This window comes from Gardnerella vaginalis (assembly GCF_040427915.1).
In the GTDB taxonomy this organism is placed as follows: Bacteria; Actinomycetota; Actinomycetes; order Actinomycetales; family Bifidobacteriaceae; genus Bifidobacterium; species Bifidobacterium vaginale_C.
Map to the genome: position 1 here is coordinate 866,212 of NZ_JBETXJ010000002.1, position 17,014 is coordinate 883,225.

At 39.1% G+C, this 17,014-nt stretch carries 13 protein-coding genes; 10 read left to right on the forward strand and 3 right to left on the reverse strand.

What is annotated here, in order from left to right; all coding sequences use genetic code 11:
- Positions 1-178 precede the first annotated feature (178 nt).
- The 3 genes from ABVC65_RS03505 (at position 179) to ABVC65_RS03515 (ending at position 3,528) form a co-directional block, all read left to right on the forward strand.
- Positions 179-652, forward strand: coding sequence for a helix-turn-helix transcriptional regulator (locus ABVC65_RS03505; RefSeq protein ID WP_116692690.1), 474 nt, complete (start codon positions 179-181; stop codon positions 650-652).
- A 39-nt stretch (positions 653-691) separates the two neighbouring features.
- Entirely contained in the window at positions 692-1,480 is a 789-nt protein-coding gene (locus ABVC65_RS03510; RefSeq protein WP_353582608.1) for a zeta toxin family protein, read from the forward strand.
- A gap of 803 nt (positions 1,481-2,283) precedes the next feature.
- Positions 2,284-3,528, forward strand: coding sequence for a hypothetical protein (locus ABVC65_RS03515; protein ID WP_353582609.1), 1,245 nt, complete (start codon positions 2,284-2,286; stop codon positions 3,526-3,528).
- 680 nt (positions 3,529-4,208) lie between these two features.
- On the opposite strand, the gene ABVC65_RS03520 is transcribed toward ABVC65_RS03515, so the two are convergent.
- From ABVC65_RS03520 to ABVC65_RS03530, 3 genes are all read right to left on the reverse strand, one after another.
- The gene (locus tag ABVC65_RS03520; protein WP_353582610.1) at positions 4,209-5,039 is read right to left on the reverse strand and encodes a carbohydrate ABC transporter permease; all 831 of its coding nucleotides are present in this window, start codon (positions 5,037-5,039) and stop codon (positions 4,209-4,211) included.
- Positions 5,039-5,983 carry a carbohydrate ABC transporter permease gene (locus ABVC65_RS03525; protein WP_353582611.1) on the reverse strand — a complete coding sequence of 315 codons (945 nt, stop codon included), beginning with the start codon at positions 5,981-5,983 and terminating at the stop codon, positions 5,039-5,041. The genes ABVC65_RS03520 and ABVC65_RS03525 overlap by 1 nt, the downstream gene beginning before the upstream one ends.
- A gap of 143 nt (positions 5,984-6,126) precedes the next feature.
- Positions 6,127-7,380: an ABC transporter substrate-binding protein gene (locus ABVC65_RS03530; RefSeq protein WP_019261463.1), complete on the reverse strand. Its 1,254-nt coding sequence runs from the start codon at positions 7,378-7,380 to the stop codon at positions 6,127-6,129.
- A 311-nt stretch (positions 7,381-7,691) separates the two neighbouring features.
- Between ABVC65_RS03530 and ABVC65_RS03535 the strand changes: the two genes are divergently transcribed.
- The 7 genes from ABVC65_RS03535 to ABVC65_RS03565 all read left to right on the forward strand — a co-directional run bounded on the left by ABVC65_RS03535 (position 7,692) and on the right by ABVC65_RS03565 (position 16,970).
- On the forward strand, positions 7,692-9,323 hold the full coding sequence (locus tag ABVC65_RS03535) for a glycoside hydrolase family 31 protein (protein WP_353582612.1): 1,632 nt from the start codon (positions 7,692-7,694) through the stop codon (positions 9,321-9,323).
- A 94-nt stretch (positions 9,324-9,417) separates the two neighbouring features.
- Positions 9,418-10,530: a LacI family DNA-binding transcriptional regulator gene (locus ABVC65_RS03540; RefSeq protein ID WP_353582613.1), complete on the forward strand. Its 1,113-nt coding sequence runs from the start codon at positions 9,418-9,420 to the stop codon at positions 10,528-10,530.
- Positions 10,531-10,576: 46 nt separating this feature from the next.
- Positions 10,577-11,311, forward strand: coding sequence for a hypothetical protein (locus ABVC65_RS03545; protein ID WP_353582614.1), 735 nt, complete (start codon positions 10,577-10,579; stop codon positions 11,309-11,311).
- Positions 11,298-14,099, forward strand: a complete 2,802-nt coding sequence (locus tag ABVC65_RS03550) for an HAD-IC family P-type ATPase (RefSeq protein ID WP_435528275.1) — start codon at positions 11,298-11,300, stop codon at positions 14,097-14,099. Before ABVC65_RS03545 ends, ABVC65_RS03550 begins: the two co-directional genes overlap by 14 nt.
- Positions 14,100-14,253: 154 nt before the next feature.
- Entirely contained in the window at positions 14,254-15,756 is a 1,503-nt protein-coding gene (locus tag ABVC65_RS03555; protein ID WP_353582919.1) for an L-serine ammonia-lyase, read from the forward strand.
- A gap of 260 nt (positions 15,757-16,016) precedes the next feature.
- The gene (locus tag ABVC65_RS03560) at positions 16,017-16,424 is read left to right on the forward strand and encodes an FKBP-type peptidyl-prolyl cis-trans isomerase (protein WP_004112263.1); all 408 of its coding nucleotides are present in this window, start codon (positions 16,017-16,019) and stop codon (positions 16,422-16,424) included.
- A gap of 66 nt (positions 16,425-16,490) precedes the next feature.
- Positions 16,491-16,970 carry a GreA/GreB family elongation factor gene (locus tag ABVC65_RS03565; protein WP_004112265.1) on the forward strand — a complete coding sequence of 160 codons (480 nt, stop codon included), beginning with the start codon at positions 16,491-16,493 and terminating at the stop codon, positions 16,968-16,970.
- The last annotated feature ends 44 nt before the right edge of the window (positions 16,971-17,014 follow it).

Genomic DNA, 17,014 nt, shown 5'->3' on the forward strand with positions numbered 1-17,014 from the left:
CAATTATTGAGCAATTTAATATTTTTGTACGTGTTGTGAGAGTTTAAAAATTTTGTAAAGAATTTGCACCAAAATTGGTGCCTAAATGTTTTTTGTTATATGCTTATATCATAAATAAAGCTTAAATCTTAATTTTGAATTAATTGTTATTGCAGATTTTTTATAAAAGGGCGTATATATGGTTTCTGTGAATATTCGAGCACTACGTCGCTCAAAAAAATTAACTCAACAAGAGTTAGCTGAAGCATTAGGAGTATCTCGTAATAGCATTGTGCGATACGAAAATGGTACAAGTGCTATTTCAACTAGGTTAATAGATAAGATTTGTAATAAATTCAAGGTTTCTCTTTTTGATATCGTACATGAAAAAGAATTATCTGCATCTGATAAATACGATTTGAATATGAAGATTGAAGTTTTAAAGGAGCGTGGCGCACTTTTACTGGCTCGTTTATATAAATACGAGGATAGTATGAATATACAATTTGATGATTCTTCTAATGCATGGATTGCAATTAGTGATGATTTATCAGATGTAATTAATACAAAGATTTATACATCTACAAATTTTGAAGATATAAATCGTTATATCGGATATTTAGATGGCATAGAACGCTTGCTTGAATACGTAAGTTGCAATAAAAATAGTTAACAATCGTATAGAAAAAATATGGGTAAGTGTGATTTTGCTATGGTTATAGAAGATTTTAGCGAAGAGTATTTTACTCACTGTTTGTTAAGAAATTTACGTTCTTTACAAATGTATAAGCATGCAGATTTGCATCCTAAGGCGGTTTTACTGGGTGGACAAAGTGGTGCTGGCAAAACGACCATTCATGTAATAAAACAAAAAGAATTTAACGGTAACATAATAATCCTTGATGCTGATAGCTATAGGACTCAACACCCTCATTATTGCGAGTTGCTTGATAAATACGGTAAAGAAAGTGTTAAATATACGAGTGCTTTTTCCGCAAAAATGGTGAGAAGCCTAATTGATGAGTTAAGTTCTAAAAAATATAATCTCATAATTGAAGGTACTTTGCGCAGTGTTGAAGTTCCTAGCAGTACTGCGAAAATGTTGATAGATCGTGGTTACCGTGTTTCTCTTGCTGTCATCGCAACAAAACCTGAATTGTCATGGATCAGTACGCTGATTCGCTACAGGGAAATGTATTTGGAAGATCCTAAAAGTGCTAGGGCAACTCCTAAGGATCATCACGACAATATTGTGAATAATATAGTAGATAACTTGTTGAAATTAGAAAAATCGAAAATATTTGACAGGATTCAGATTTACAAGCGAGACGAAAAATGTATATATGATTCTGATTCGTATAAAAATAGTCCAAATATTACAGCAGCTAGTGTTCTTAAGGAAGTACTTTTTGGCAAGAAAACTATTGATGAGCAGAAGTTGATTTGTCACGCTAAGGATAGGTTGAAGGAATTAGACAAGTTGATAGATAAAAATTTGTAGTATTTGCAGAAGCTTGCATTAGTGTGGTTGATTTGCGCTAGTGGTTATTTTGTAGTGTTTTTGTTTTATTGTGCGCTTGTGCGTAATTGGGTTGAATTTTGCGTAAGATGTGTTACGTTGTTTGCGCGGATTAGCCGCGCTCACGTCTTCGCCGCACGTAAAGTCCACTGGACTTTACGTTTAAGCGGCTCAGCGCTCCGAATTGCCTTCGCGCGCTACGCTTTAAGCGCGAAGTTGTAGATTCGCCCGATATTGTTTATTTTTGCCTGTGTTTGTGTATTTTTGCCCGCATTTGTTTCTATTTTGCTCAAAAAGGGAACAAACGCGGGAATCTAGTTGTGTGTGGGATTGCCTTGTAGCATGGCATTTCGTTTGATGTTGGCTTGACGTCGGTTTGGCGTGGTGTCGGCGTGTTGCGTGTGTGATGTGTGTGGAATGTTGATTTTTCAATGGTTTTATAGTGTTAGTGTTCTTGCTTGAGTAGTTTCCTGAGAAAAGTCTGGGAAAATTCTTTAAAAACCTTGAAACAATGTGTTTTTACGGTTTTATTAGTGTTAATCCACAAATATTATGGTGAAAATAGTTTTTATTGTGGATTAGTTTGTGTGTAACATTATTTTTTTCTGTTTGTTTTGTGTGGTTGCCTCTTGACTTTTTTAAACGGGGGGGGGGTATGTTAATAAGCAAACGCTAGCTGCTCCTAGTTTTGGCTGGTGTTTAAACCACTATTCACGTGTTGTGGATTGTGGAGCAAATTTTTCTCTGCGCCCCTAACGCAGAGGAGAAGAAGAAAGGAAATTAAAATGATGAATAAGAAGGCTATCGCTGCTTTCGCTGCTGGCGCTACTTTGCTTGCCGGCTTCGCAATGGCAACCCCAGCAATGGCTGCTACAACCTGCCCAGTGCCTGCACCACTCAAGAGTGCTGCTAAGACTGCTGCTGATGCTGCTTACACTGCTTACCATAATGCTCAGGTTGTTCTTGAAGGTATGACAGTTTCTCCAGCTCCTGCAAAGGATTCTGAGGCTGAACATTATACTGTTAAAGTTTTGGCTACTGGCTTGTTGAAGAATAATGCTGATTCATCTGAAGTCTCACATGATTTGTATGAGAGGGTTCAGAAGTATGTGGATGCTTACAATGCTCATTTAACTTCCAAGGCTGCTTATGATGATCAGAATACTAAGGTTGAGAACCTTAAGGCTGAGTGGATTAAGGCTAAGGATATTCTTGAGAATTGCGCTAAGCCAGATCCAACTAAGGATGAGCTTAATCGTGCTGAGATTAAGAAGGTTTACGACGCTAAGCAGGCTAAGGATAATAAGGAAGATATCCTTAATAAGAAGCAGAAGGCTTTCGATGATGCTTTCAAGGCTTTGAATGCTGCTACTGCTGAGGCTAAAGCTCGTCAAGCTGCTGTTGATGCTGCGCAAGCTGCTATCGATAAGTTTGAGGCTTCTGGCGTGACGGATTCTGCTACTCTCCAGAAGTTAAACGATGCTCTTAAGCGTGCTCAGGCTCATCGTGATCGTGCCTTTAAAGCCCTTGGAGATGCTCAGAAGGCTTACGATGATGCTTTGAAGGATGTTAAGAAGGCTGTTTCTGATTACAATGATGCTTTAGCTTATTACAAGGCTGTTTACAATGAGGCTGTTGCTATGGGTATTAACCCAGATGATTTGCCACCAGTTGTGACTGATGATCCTTTGGATCCAAAGTTCCCAACCGTTCCAGATGCTCGTGATCTTTACTCTAAGGCTTTGAGTGGTAAGTTTGGTAAGGATGTTCAGCAGGCGGCTCAGAAGGCTGAGGCTGGTAAGAATGCTCCAGCCGCTGCTGGCGCTCAGGGTGCTGCTGGTGCAGCTGGCGCTGCCGCTGGTAAGGCTGGTGCCGCTGCTGCTAAGGGTGAGCTTGCTACCAAGGGTGGCAATAGCCATGGTAAGGCTGGCGAGAAGCTTGGTAATGCTGGTGTTGGTGTTGCTTTGACTGCTTTGGCTGCTTCTATGCTTGCTGGTATGGGTGCTGCTGTTCGCAAGATGCGTCACTAAGTTAAAAGGCTTGCGTTGAGCGTGTGATACGCATGTTGTTTTTCTTCACGTGTATCACAAGCTTTCAAATAGTGGCTTGGGTTTCGTGTGGTTTGCCGAAAATTTCCTTTTCTTACCATATGGAGTTTGGGTTGCTGTTTGATTGTGCTTGATGCTTGTTGCTGGTTGGTGGTTTCCTGCTAGGGACGGGATTCTTCCTTCTGGTTTTAAGGGTTTGTTAGATTACTTCTAACAAACCCTTTTTATGTTTTGTGTGTTTTATGTAGTATTTTTGCTTCTTTTATCCCGCATTTGTTTCTATTTTGCTCAAATGGTAAACAAACTTGGGAAAATATTCCTTTAGGATGAACGTAAATTAGGTCAAATCTGGTATAAAGTGCGCAATAGTTCGCGTATATTATGAAACGCTTATTGTAATCAATGTTTTTGCTTATAGTCGAAAGCGCATCAATCTTTTAATATCTGATTTGGATCAAATATTAATAAGTACAGTGTCTCTATTCTCAAATGTACGGCTATGCTTAGAATTGATTTCTAAACTGTTTGCCACCGAAAACCAGTTACTTTGTACAACACATGTACTTATACATATAGCAGAAAATATGCACATGCACTTTTTATTAAAATTGATTATCTTCATTGATTATCCTAATTATGTAAAAACATTTAGCTATAAATATTTAGCCCTTTACTGATCCAGCTAAAAGACCAGAAACTATCCACTTCTGGCAGAAGCAGAAGAAAATAAACACTGGAATCAAAGCTAATACAGTCGTTGCCATGAACAAAGGCCAGTTTGTTGTAAATTGTTGTACAGCATTGTAAACCTGTAAGACAACAGTCTGTTTGTCTGTTGATGATAAGAACACGCTTGGTAAAAGAAAGTCATTCCAAGTGCCCATTGTTTGGAAAACAACTACGGCTACAATAATTGGACGTATAAGAGGCAGAACTATAGTCCAATATATTCGGAATGGTCCTGCGCCATCAATTTTTGCTGCTTCAAATAATTCTTGTGGAAGAGCTTTCATATAGCCAACAATAAGAAAATAGCAAAAGACGCAGCTACCCATATATAGCGCTACAAGACCTGTAAGAGTATCTGTTAAACCTATTGAAGATTCCATGCGGTATAAAGGCAATAAAGTCGCTTGTACTGGTATTGCAAATGTAATCATTAGGATTGACCCAATAATCATAGTAAAAAGAGATTTTTTCTGTACTACACCATAAGCTGCAAGTGATCCGATTAATACTTGCAAAATAACAGCAACAGTAGTCACAATAATTGTGTTTATAAATGCTTGAATGATTGTTCCATCTGCAAACGCATCTATGTAATTATTCCATAACCATTGTGTTGGTAGTTGCAATGGGTGTTTAATCATGTCGATAGGTGTTTTGAATGAACTAATTACAACGTAGTACAGGGGGACAGCGCATATTAGAGCAATTGTCCAAACAACTATAGTTCGAACTGTTTGAGATACGATTTTGTGACGCTTATTCATTATTGGAATCTCCTTGCAACTGTGCTTGATACCTTCATTTGGATTGCAATAACAATTACGCAAGCAATCGTGAATAATGTAGATAATGCTGATGCTAAACCAACGTCAGATTGTCCCATGCCGCGCATAATTATCGCTTGAGTTATGGTATTTGTGGAATGACCAGGACCTCCAGCGGTCAATGTGTATGGTAAGTCGTATATTTTCAAAGCAGTTGTCATCAATAAAAATGTTGAAACAACCATTCCTGGAATTAACTGTGGCAAAGTTATATGAACGAATCGCTGTAAACCATTCGCACCATCTACTCTTGCTTGTTCATAGAGATCTGCTGGAATTGCCTGAAGCCATGCGATGTATAAAGTAGCATGCCATCCAACTTGCATCCATACTGCTACGAACATTACGCAAAAACGTGCCCAGTTATCTTGAGAAAGCCATTGAATAGAAGGTAAGCCAAATGTGTGTAAAATTTGATTGGCGACTCCAGAATCTAAAGGAGAAAAAATGTATTGCCAAATTAGACCAATTACCGCTTGTGCTGGTACTCCTAGGAAGAAGAATAATGATCGCAAAAAACTCTTACCAATCATTGCTTGATTTAAAACAACGGCTAGAGGAATTGCCAGACATGTAACTACGATGGTAACGATGAATGAATACATCAATGTAAAAATTAATGCTGAAAGTAATGATGTGTCAGAAAAGACTTGTTGATACTTTTGCAAGCCGATGAAGTGAAAATTTAAATCATAGCCATTGAAATCAGTAAATGAGTAAAAAATTGATTGCATTAAAGGAATTAAAGTTAACACAATAAAAATAACCACTATTGGCAATAGGAACCAAAATGAAGTTAAATTATCTTTAAAGGCAGCTGAAGATACAGAAAACTTACGTCTTATTTGCTCAGAATTGCTGTTATTGTTTGGTGAACACCTCATAGTAATGCCCCCTCTATGATCTACAAATCTGCTATTGCTAACAGGATTACAGATGCAAATTACTCTCGTCAATGAAAACGGGTTGCACTCTGTAACAGATTTTACTGATTTAAAATTTCAGAGTGCAACCCATTCTGCTTATACTATTTCATCGAATTCCATTTATCGTCTAACAACTTAGTGAATTCTTTTGGAGTGATTTTTCCTTGAACTAGCTCTTGTTGACGAGATGCCATCTCTGTCATCATTGCGCTAGGAGACTTGGAGAAGTTCACCCAGTAGAATTTGTTATTTTGGAAATAATCTTTAATAACTCCGGCAAGTTCAGCAGGAGGATCTGCGCGATACTTATCAGATAATGACAAAGTTCCAGCATTCGTTGTGAACGTCTTAAGACCATCCTTGCTGTTCAAATATGCTAAGAATGTTTTTGCTGCTTCTTGCTGAGCTTTAGATGCTTTAGCTGCAATAGCGAATCCTTGGTCAGGACCACCATTAATCCACTGCTCTCCCTTCTGATAAGAAGGCATAGGAGCAACACCAAAATTAATTCCAGAGGCCTTAACATCTGCCAAATCCCAAGGACCAGAACGCATAACTGCAAGATTTCCAGTGACAAATTCTTGCTTTACCTGATCTGCTGTTAAGCCAATGCTCTTATGAGGAATGACTTTTGCGTCTATAGCTTTAGCCCATTCGCTCAATGCTGGAGTCCACTCTTTACTAAATGTTGAAGATCCGTTCCAGATTACTTCGTCTTGCTTATCATTTTTGTCAGAAGCATATTTACTTGCCAATAATGCCTCGAATGTGCCAGATGGTTGAGTGTTAAAATCTTCCAAGAAAGCGACTTTACCAGAATCATTAATCTTCTTGCCCATCGTAATAAAGTCGTCCCATGTCTTAGGGAATTCAGTGTATCCAGCTTGCTTCAAAATATCTTTGTTGTAAAACATTGCACCAACCCAAGCAGAAACTGGCATGCCATATGTTTTACCGTTATGTTGGAATAGCTTGAAGTTTGATTCATCAATTCCAGAGAAGAATTTTGATCCTGAAATATCCAGAGCTTGACCAGATTGCATTATGTCAGTGCGGTTATCCATTGTTAAATTGAAAATCGTCGGAGGAGTGCCGCCAGCTAGTCGAGTTTGCAGAGTTTGGATGTATTGCGTTGAATTTTGACCATATTGCGCATCAATCTTAATATTTGGATGTGCTTTTTGAAATGCTGAAATTACATTGCCTATCTGATTTTTCTTGAAGTAAGAATAAAACGAAATAGATACTTTTCCAGCAGAATTTCCATTGCCACATGCGCCCAATGGTAATAGCACTGTGGCGAGTGTCGCCAGTGCCACCGCCGTGCGCTTTAAATTTCGAAACCCACACCTCATTGTGATTTCCTTTCTTTGTGATAGCAAATTTTTTACCATCTTTTCAATACGTATTAGTACTGATAGGTACAGTATGGCACATATCTTATAAAAATGCAACTTAAATATAGTTATATGTGTTTTTAAAAAGATATATAACAAGCTTGAAAATAGTGATTTATTAAGGGATTTCGTTATTAATAATCAAGATGAATTTGTATGTATAAAGAATATTTTATATATATTAGACAATATCCATTATTAATATTATAGTAATAATACGTATTAGTAATAATTGAATGTATACAGATAATATTTTTTTAGGATGCAAGATGAACGTGGAAATTAGTCGCACAACGGATGTGCTAAATACAGCAGAGACAACAAAAACAAATGTAGTTTCAAACATGGCTTCAAACATAGCTGATAAATTTGTAACCACAATTAAACTGCTCGAAGGTGAGCGCTGGTGGGGTGGAACAGTAATTGATGGAATATATGAGCCGTTTGGAAAACAACTATTTACAAGAGATTTGTCTGAATGGACTCAAAAACTAAGAGAAGTTCCTGAAGCTTCAAATCAATCTTCTCCACTATTAATATCTACGTGTGGACGATATGTATGGTGCAAAGAACCTTTCAAATTTACATTTGAAGATAGAACTTTATCGATAAAACACTCTTCTTCATTAACTTTTAACAAAGTCGGGGATAAACTATCTGATGCTTATAAGTATGCTTGCAATAAATATTTTCCACCAAGCGATAGAAGTATACCTGCAGATCTTATTGATAAGCCGCAATATAATACTTGGATCGAAATGCCTTATGCTCCAACACAAGATAAAGTAGAAAATTATGCGCGTCAGATTCTTGAATCAGGAATGCCATCTGGAATCATTATGATTGATGACAAATGGTCACCTGATTATGGTGATTGGACATTTGATATTTCGCGTTTTCCAAAACCTCGTAAAATGATTGACTCATTGCACGAACAAGGCTTTCGTATAATGCTTTGGCTCGTGCCTTTCATTAGTCCTGATTCTGAAAATTTCCGTTATTTGGAAAAAGAAAATCTTTTATTGAGAAATGTAAATGGGGAAACAGCAATACGACGATGGTGGAACGGATTGAGTGCTGTTCTTGATTTGTCGCATCCAAAAGCAATCTCTTGGTTAGAAGAGAAGCTTGATGCTCTTAGACAAATAGGTGTTGATGGGTTTAAATTCGATGGTGGTGATTTTTATGAGTGTCATAACGATGACATTTCATACGAATCAATGACGTCTGCAGAATTTTGTGAGCGATGGGCGAAATTCGGGTTGCGCTACTCTTACAACGAGTTTAGAGCATGTTGGAAAATGGGTGGTCAGCCTTTAGCGCAGCGCTTACGAGATAAGCCACAATCGTGGGGGGTTGAAGGTCTACAATCGCTTATTCCAGAAATAATAGCTCAAGGTCTTATTGGTCACGCATTCACATGTCCAGATATGATTGGTGGAGGCGAAATTGAATCTATGCAAAATGCTAATAGTATAGATCAAGATTTCTTTATTCGGTATGCACAGATTGCAGCATTATGTCCTATGATGCAATTCTCTACTTTACCTCACCGTGTTTTAGATAAAGAGCATATGAAAGCTCTAATTTGTGCTATAAGAACAAGAGAAGCATATTTGCCGACGATACAAAAGTTTGCATTAAATGCTGCTAATACTGGTGAGCCAATAGTACGACCAATGTCTTACCACTACGATCATTGTGAAGATATAATTGATCAATTCTTACTTGGAGACAGAATTATAGTGGCTCCAGCTCTTAATAAATATCAAAAACAGCGTTCTGTTTATATTCCTGATGGAAGTTGGGAAAGTGATGATAAAATTATTTTTAATGGACCAACTACTATCATTGTTGATACGCCGTTGGATCGAATTCCAATATTCACAAAAAAAATGTAGAGTATATTTTGTATATAGTATATATTCTGTATATTTTGGGATTGATGGCAAGTAGTACAAAGGTTGTAATTGCTTAGCGATAGGTTGTAATGCAATGAGAATTTCACAAGACGGTTTTGCCTACAAAGCTCCTACAAGTAAAGATGTAGCGACTTTAGCCGGAGTTTCGCAAACAACTGTTTCGTTTGTTATTAATGATAAAAACGGGATTGCTCCTGAAACACGTAACCGTGTACTCAATGCAATGCGCACACTTAACTATCATCCTAACGCTGGCGCTCGCATTCTTCGAACATCTAAGACGAACATTATTGCACTATTTGCAGAGATGCGTAGCAATAAAGATGCAAATGAAACTACTCCTTACATAGATACCATAGTTCGTTATGCTGAAGAACATGGATATGATGTTATTCTTAACACAACTGCACATGATTCAAAGAGTATACAAAGATTAGCTAATAAGACACTTTGTGATGCTTTTATCCTTATGGATATTGAGACTAATGATCCTCGTATACCAGTAGTTTGCCAATTGACTCAGCCAACAGTGCTAATTGGAAGACCTAGAAATGCTCAGGGCTTGGATGTCGTAGATTTAGATGCTCGTATTGCAGGACGTATGGCAGTTGATGAACTATATGAGACAAATCATCATCATATTGCTGTAATAGGGGAGCCTGTGAGTAACCCGTACTCTATAGACTTTGAAGAGCCTGAAAACATGTTCTTTATTCACGAGTTCCATATGGCTATACGTCAAGAATGTGAAAAGCTTAATATTCCGTATTCTATAGTCCCAAGAAAATCTCCAGACTGGACAGGTTTTGTTGAATGCGCTGACAGATTATTGAAGTACAAAGATGATAGGCTTGGTATTATTGTTCGTCAGCCTAGTGTAGCTCAGTGGTTGTTATGGTATTTGAAAGAACGAAATATTCAGCCTGGGAAAGATTTATCGGTTATTGTGCATTGTTCTGATGATTATGCAGAGAGTTTCCCAACGCCTATTACTAATATTTCAACTGTTCCAAGAAAAGTTGCAAAGACTGCGATTCAACTAGTACTTCAGAGACTAGATAGTGAATCCAATCAACAGCATTCTGAATTTAAACAAAATAAGATTATTCCTAATTGCACTAATCGTGAGATACTTGTGGCTCCATCTAATATACATAGGCGAGCAACGACTGTTACATCATGGTAATACGCCTTTTAAGTATTTCATATGCAATTTGTGATATAAAAGTCTTATGTCTCTTATGCGCAAAACAAAGCACGTGCTTATGAATAAACTTAAACGCGTGATATGTTTATGTGCAGCTGCGTCGATTTCTCTATTGGCGGTAGCGTCTTTGAGTGGGTGTGAGCCTAAGAATCACGCGGTTGGGGATACGGGTAAGGCAGACGACATAGTTCACGATGGCATTGACGTAGAAGATATCAAGCTACTTATAGTTGGGTCAAAATCCGCATCTCTTGATTCCAAACTCCTTCATTTATGCGAAAAATCTGGTTTGAGTGCAGCTTATGCTTCTGTGTCTGATGTTAAGAACGCTAATGAGGCTGCAAGTGATGCGATTAAGTCTGCTTCCGAGCAGCCTGTTTCTATGATATTGATTAACAGCATCAATATTGATGCTTCAGATTCTACAGATTTAGGTGTTAAAAGCAATGCTGGTGGAGCACATGTAGATTTAAAGGCTCGTGAATCTTGGATTGATGCGCTTAAATATGCTCGTTTTGCTGGAATACCAGTAGCTCTTGTGAATCCTAAAAATCCTCCGAAGGATTCAACTTTGTATGCTGCAAAATTGTATATTTTCAAGGATTTAGACAATCAAGCTTTGTTTGAGTTTAATAGGGATAATAGGTCGAATGTAGATAAATTGGGAAAAATTCAACATTCATCTCTTCTAAAAATCGTTCAATCGTTAATAGATAATACGCCTCACAGCAGGGATGTGATTATAAATGACAAGAACTAGCGTAATTAAGAAAGATTTGCCAGAGACTTCGCGGAGGCTGCAGATGCGTGATTTGGATAATTTGCGTGACATAAGTGACATGTCTGATTTGCCTGATTTGCCAGAAGTTAACGAATCTGGTTTAAATGCAGATGAAGTTTCTTATGCTGTGGAAAATGGCGACGTTAACATTACGACTAATCGAACATCTAGGTCTGTGCTTTCTATTGTGCGTGCAAACGTGTTTACACTTTTTAACGCAATTATCTTTGTAGCAATGGTGGTTGTTCTCGCTACTGGATCTTGGAAAGATGCCGTTTTTGGTTTTGTTATTTTGATTAACACTGGTATTGGCGTTGTTACTGAGTTGCGTGCAAAACACACGCTTGATAGGCTTTCGATTCTTGTGGCTTCGCGATCGATTGTGCGACGGGGCGGCAAGAACGTTTTTATAAACCATTGCGATATTGTGCTTGGTGATTTGTTATGGGTTCGTGCTGGAGACCAGGTTCCTGCAGATGTGCAAGTGCTTGAATCTTGGGGTTTGGAGATGGATGAGTCAATGCTTACGGGCGAATCTGCAACTGTACGTAAAGCTGCAGAGGATCGCGTATATTCTGGCTCTACCGCTGTTTCTGGTGTTGCTTTGACTCGTGTTACGGCTGTGGGTGGCAACAGTTATGCTGCTAAATTGGCTGCTCAAGCAAAGGTTTACACTAAAACAATTTCGGATTTGAGCCGCGGAATTAACACGATTTTAAAGTGGATGACGATTGTTGTTGTGCCTCTTTGCGTCTTGCTTGTATGGTCTCAGATTAGTAAGGTTGGTGGTTTTGCGCTTGCGTGGCAAACTGGCCATTGGCGTAGTGCTGTGGTTTCTGCTGTCGCTGGTGTTGTTGGCATGATTCCAGAAGGTCTTGTGCTTTTAACTTCGCTTAATTTTGCTGTTGCTGCTATGCGCCTCGCTCGAAAGAAGACTCTGATACAAGAGTTAGAATCTGTGGAAACTTTGGCGCGAGTGGATTGTTTGAATTTGGATAAAACTGGCACTATTACGGATGGTGGAATCGCATTCGTAGGCGTGGATTTGCTTGATGACAATTTAAGTGATGTTGCAAAGCAGAGCAGCGCGGATGCTTTCGACTTGAATGATGGTTTGCGCGGTTTTGTAAATCAAGCTTTATTTGATTTGTCTAATGAAGAAAATCCAAATGCTACTGGTATAGCAATTATGGAAGGTCTTGGTAGTAAAGATACTTTTAGCAAAGGTCTTAATGATAAAAACGTTGAAAATCAGGGTGTTTCTTCTGGTTGCGTAATAAATAATCGTCTTCCGTTCTCGTCTTCTAGAAAATGGAGTGCTATTAATTACAAGCATAAAGATGGTAGTTTTGAAACTTGGTACATGGGTGCTCCAGAAGTTTTGGTTAGTGCGATTCGTGAGTTTCGTGATTGTTCTGACGGCAATTCTGATTCTAACTATTCTAATATGCGCTCGCATGAGCAGTTTGATCGTATTTTGCATCGCGTAAATGAATATGCTCAAAAAGGTGAGCGTGTGCTTCTCCTTGCTTTAGATGACAGCGATTCATGTGATTCTACTTTTTCTGATTCTCCTACTATTTCTTCTAATGCACGTCCTGTTGCCTTGGTTCGCTGTTCGGAGAAAATTCGTTCGGATGCTAGACAAACGCTCGCATGGTTTAGGCAGCAGGGAGTTAGATGCCGTGTTATTTCTGGCGATAATCCTATAACAGTTGCTGCAGTGGCTGAAAAAGTTGGATTAACTGGCGATTCTAAGCCTATTGCTATGGATGCTAGGAATCTTCCTAAAGATGTTAATCAGCTTTCTCAGGTGCTCGAGAATGTTGATGTTCTTGGTCGTGTTTTGCCAGATCAAAAGAAGGCGATTGTTCAGGCTCTGCATGCTAAGGGTCATGTTGTTGCTATGACTGGCGATGGTGTTAACGATACTCTTGCGCTTAAAGAAGCGGATTTGGGTGTAGCTATGGGGAATGCTGCTCCTGCAGCTAAGGCTGTGGCTCAAGTTGTGCTTGTTGATTCGCGTTTTTCGCATCTTCCAGACGTGGTTGCTAGGGGTCGTCAGGTTATGGCAAATATGGAGCGTGTTGCAGGATTGTTCCTTGTTAAAACTGTGTATTCTGCACTTATTTCGGCTGGTGTTGTTCTTCTTGGTCTTCACTTCCCGTATTTGCCTCGTCACATAACTTATATTGGCTCGTTAACAATTGGTATTCCAGCGTTTTTGCTGGCTTTGGCTCCTAATTCAAGACGTTATATTCCAGGGTTTTTGCATCGTGTTGTGCGTTTTGCGCTTCCTAATGGTGTGGCTGTTGCTATATCTGTGTTGGTTACGGCTGTTTTTGCTCCTATGATGTTGGCGCGTGGTTTAGATGCTTCTGGTGTGAGTGCTTCCAAGCTTATTGTTGGTGCAGCCAAGTCTTTGGGTGTGACTCGTAGTATTTGTGCGGTTGTTGTTTTTGCGCTTGGTGTAGTGGTTTTAGCTACTGTTTCTAAACCTATTTTTTCTTGGCGTGGAATAATGGTGTTGTGCTTTGCGCTGGCTGGTGTTGTGGGCGCGTTTATACCGTTTGTCGCTCATTTCTTTGATTTGCACATTCCAACTAATGGAAACGATATGTTTGTTATGATTTGTGCAGTAATGTTTGCCCTTGTTGTGTGGATGCTTTTACACTTATTTAGCAGACTAATCGTAAGTTGGTTAGATAACAGTCATTCTTCTGATATTTCTGCTGCAGATATTTCTATGGATGAAGATGCTGATTAGCTTTTATTAACTTTTATCAACTTTTATCAACTTTAGTTGGTTTTTGGGCTTTGTGTGCATTTTATTTTTATGTTGTATGCAACGTATATCGAATCGCTGCGTGTCGTGCCTTTGAAATTATGCTTACAATGTATATGTGTTCAGTATTTTAGAAATGTTTTCGATTGGTGTAGGACCTAGTTCTTCTCACACTGTTGGTCCTATGCGCGCTGCGAACGCTTTTGTTACCTCGCTGAAGGAAAGCGGAAAGCTTAATAGTGTTGCGCGAGTTCATGTTACATTGTACGGTTCTTTGTCTCTTACAGGTTTGGGTCATGGCACGGATCGTGCTTCTGTTGCTGGCTTGGAGGGTAATTTACCTGACGATGTTGATACAGAACACATGATGACTATTCGTGAATATTGTAAGAAAACTGGTACTTTGACTCTTGCTCATAGTCATACTATTGAATTTGATTACGATTCAGACGTGATTTTTGAAAAGTGGAAGCGCATGGTTGCACACCCTAATGGCATGAGGTTTGTGGCTTTCGATTCTCAAGGTGATACTGTTGACGAGCAAGTTTGGTATTCAATTGGGGGTGGTTTTATTCGCAAAGGTAACGCGAATGATGCAATGGTTGGGTTGCATGATCGCGTTTTAGATGATGCGAATAATGTTGATGATTCTAAGTCTGACTCGACAAATGATTCTGTAAATAGCGATTCTACGGCGGCTGGCGATTCTTCCGTAAATTCTTCCAATGATTCAACTGTTCCTTATCCTTTCTCGACTTGTAAAGAGCTTATTTCAATTTGCAAAAAAGAGCATAAGAATATAAGTGATATTGTTTGGCAAAATGAGCTTGCTTTGCATGAGGGAGATGCGCATTACGTTCGCTCCTATTTGCTACATGTGTGGAAGGTTATGAGCAAGTGTGTGGAAAATGGTTGTAATTCTAAACAGGAGATTCTCCCTGGAGGACTTGATGTTCCTAGGCGTGCTCCCAATATGTATGCGCGTCTTGCCGCTAATTCAGATATGCTTCGTCAGAATCATCGCAGGTCTGATTCAGTTTTAGAAAGCTCCGATTCTGCGTGGGTTAATCTTTTTGCACTTGCTGTTAGTGAGGAGAATGCTGGTGGTGGTCGTATTGTTACGGCTCCTACTAATGGTTCTGCCGGAATTATTCCAGCTGTTTTACAATATTATTGGCGGTTTGTAGATAGTGCTAGTGAAGATGGAATTGTAAGATTCCTTCTTGCTTCTGGCGCTGTTGGATACCTGTTTAAACGTAATGCTTCGATTTCTGGTGCAGAAGTTGGATGCCAGGGAGAAGTTGGTTCTGCGTGTTCTATGGCTGCTGCTGGATTATGTGAGGTGCTTGGCGGCACTCCTGAACAGGTTGAAAATGCTGCGGAAATTGGTATTGAGCATCATCTTGGTTTGACTTGTGATCCTGTTGGCGGTTTGGTACAGATTCCTTGCATTGAGCGCAATGCTATGGCTGCTAATACGGCGATTAATGCTGTAAGAATTGCTCTGCTAGGTGATGGTTCGCATATTGTTAGCCTTGATAATGCGATTAAAACAATGAAGGAAACTGGTCAAGATATGATGTCTAAGTACAGGGAAACATCTAAAGGTGGACTCGCCGTAAACGTTGTTGAATGTTAGATTGAATTTTAGATTGAATCCTAAATTAAATTTTGGATTAGATTAGGATTTAACTTAGGATTTAACTTTATATTATTGGCATAGGTAGCGGTTGAGTGCTAATCTAAATCACGCTATAAGATTACAGAACTGTTATAATGTTCGAATATAATGTTCGAAGTTTTTGGATAATGCTATTAAACATTAGTTGATTTTTGCAAATGTTTTAAGCATTTACATATGGCTGTAAGGGATTGGAAAAGGTTATAAAGGAGGGCAATATGGCACAGGATATGCCAGAAGTAGTTGCGGAATTTGGTACTACGCCAACGGTGACGTTCCCAGCGTCTGAGCCGCCAGCGGGGCTTAAGGTTGTTGAGTTAGTAGAAGGTAATGGTCCTTTAGTTCGCGCTGGAGATACTGTGACTGTTAATTATCATGGTGTTGTTTGGGGCGCGGATAAGCCGTTTGATTCTAGCTTTGATCGTCATAGGCCAGCAAGTTTTGGCATTGGTGTTGGTCAGGTGATTCAGGGGTGGGATCGTACTGTTCCAGGTCATAATGTTGGCTCTAGGCTTCTTGTTTCTATTCCGCCTGAGTATGGTTATGGTTCTCGTGGAGTTCCTCAGGCTGGAATTGGTGGTTCAGACACTCTTGTGTTTGTGATCGATATTATTTCTACGCGATGAATATTGCGTGTGATTGATTTTTAATTTGCTGTTTTATTCTTTGTTCTTTATTAAGGAGATTACAAAATGGCTGAAGAAAAAACGATTTTGTTGACTAAGGAAGCTTACGATAAGCTCAAGGAAGAATTGGCTCATCGCGAAGGCGAGTATCGTGATGAAATTACTGAACGTATTGCTGCTGCACGAGCTGAGGGTGATTTGTCTGAAAATGGCGGTTATCAGGCTGCTCGTGAGGAGCAGGGCAAGAATGAGGGTCGTATTAACGAGCTTATTGTTAAGCTTCGTAATGCTAAGATTCTCGAGGCTCCAGAAGCTGGCAGTGTTGGAAATGGTTCTCTTGTAACTTTGGAGCTTGCTGGCCGAGAAATGACTTATGTACTTGGATCTCGCGATATTGCTGTTGCTACAGATTACGATGTTATTAGTCCAGAATCTCCAATTGGTGCTGCAATAATGGGTGCTAAAGCAGGTGATACTGTTAGCTATTCTGCTCCAAATGGTCGTGAGATTTCTGTAACTATCAAGGATTCTCATCCTCTTGCATAATAAATTTTATGTGACAGGAAAGTTCATTTTTTAATCGCTGTGAT

Excerpts from the sequence above, each read along its gene's own strand:
- ABVC65_RS03505 (WP_116692690.1), top strand. The coding sequence starts at position 179 with ATGGTTTCTGTGAATATTCGAGCACTACGTCGCTCAAAAAAATTAACT.
- ABVC65_RS03510 (WP_353582608.1), top strand. The coding sequence starts at position 692 with ATGGTTATAGAAGATTTTAGCGAAGAGTATTTTACTCACTGTTTGTTA.
- ABVC65_RS03515 (WP_353582609.1), top strand. The coding sequence starts at position 2,284 with ATGATGAATAAGAAGGCTATCGCTGCTTTCGCTGCTGGCGCTACTTTG.
- ABVC65_RS03520 (WP_353582610.1), bottom strand. The coding sequence starts at position 5,039 with ATGAATAAGCGTCACAAAATCGTATCTCAAACAGTTCGAACTATAGTT.
- ABVC65_RS03525 (WP_353582611.1), bottom strand. The coding sequence starts at position 5,983 with ATGAGGTGTTCACCAAACAATAACAGCAATTCTGAGCAAATAAGACGT.
- ABVC65_RS03530 (WP_019261463.1), bottom strand. The coding sequence starts at position 7,380 with ATGAGGTGTGGGTTTCGAAATTTAAAGCGCACGGCGGTGGCACTGGCG.
- ABVC65_RS03535 (WP_353582612.1), top strand. The coding sequence starts at position 7,692 with ATGAACGTGGAAATTAGTCGCACAACGGATGTGCTAAATACAGCAGAG.
- ABVC65_RS03540 (WP_353582613.1), top strand. The coding sequence starts at position 9,418 with ATGAGAATTTCACAAGACGGTTTTGCCTACAAAGCTCCTACAAGTAAA.
- ABVC65_RS03545 (WP_353582614.1), top strand. The coding sequence starts at position 10,577 with ATGTCTCTTATGCGCAAAACAAAGCACGTGCTTATGAATAAACTTAAA.
- ABVC65_RS03550 (WP_435528275.1), top strand. The coding sequence starts at position 11,298 with ATGACAAGAACTAGCGTAATTAAGAAAGATTTGCCAGAGACTTCGCGG.
- ABVC65_RS03555 (WP_353582919.1), top strand. The coding sequence starts at position 14,254 with ATGTTTTCGATTGGTGTAGGACCTAGTTCTTCTCACACTGTTGGTCCT.
- ABVC65_RS03560 (WP_004112263.1), top strand. The coding sequence starts at position 16,017 with ATGGCACAGGATATGCCAGAAGTAGTTGCGGAATTTGGTACTACGCCA.
- ABVC65_RS03565 (WP_004112265.1), top strand. The coding sequence starts at position 16,491 with ATGGCTGAAGAAAAAACGATTTTGTTGACTAAGGAAGCTTACGATAAG.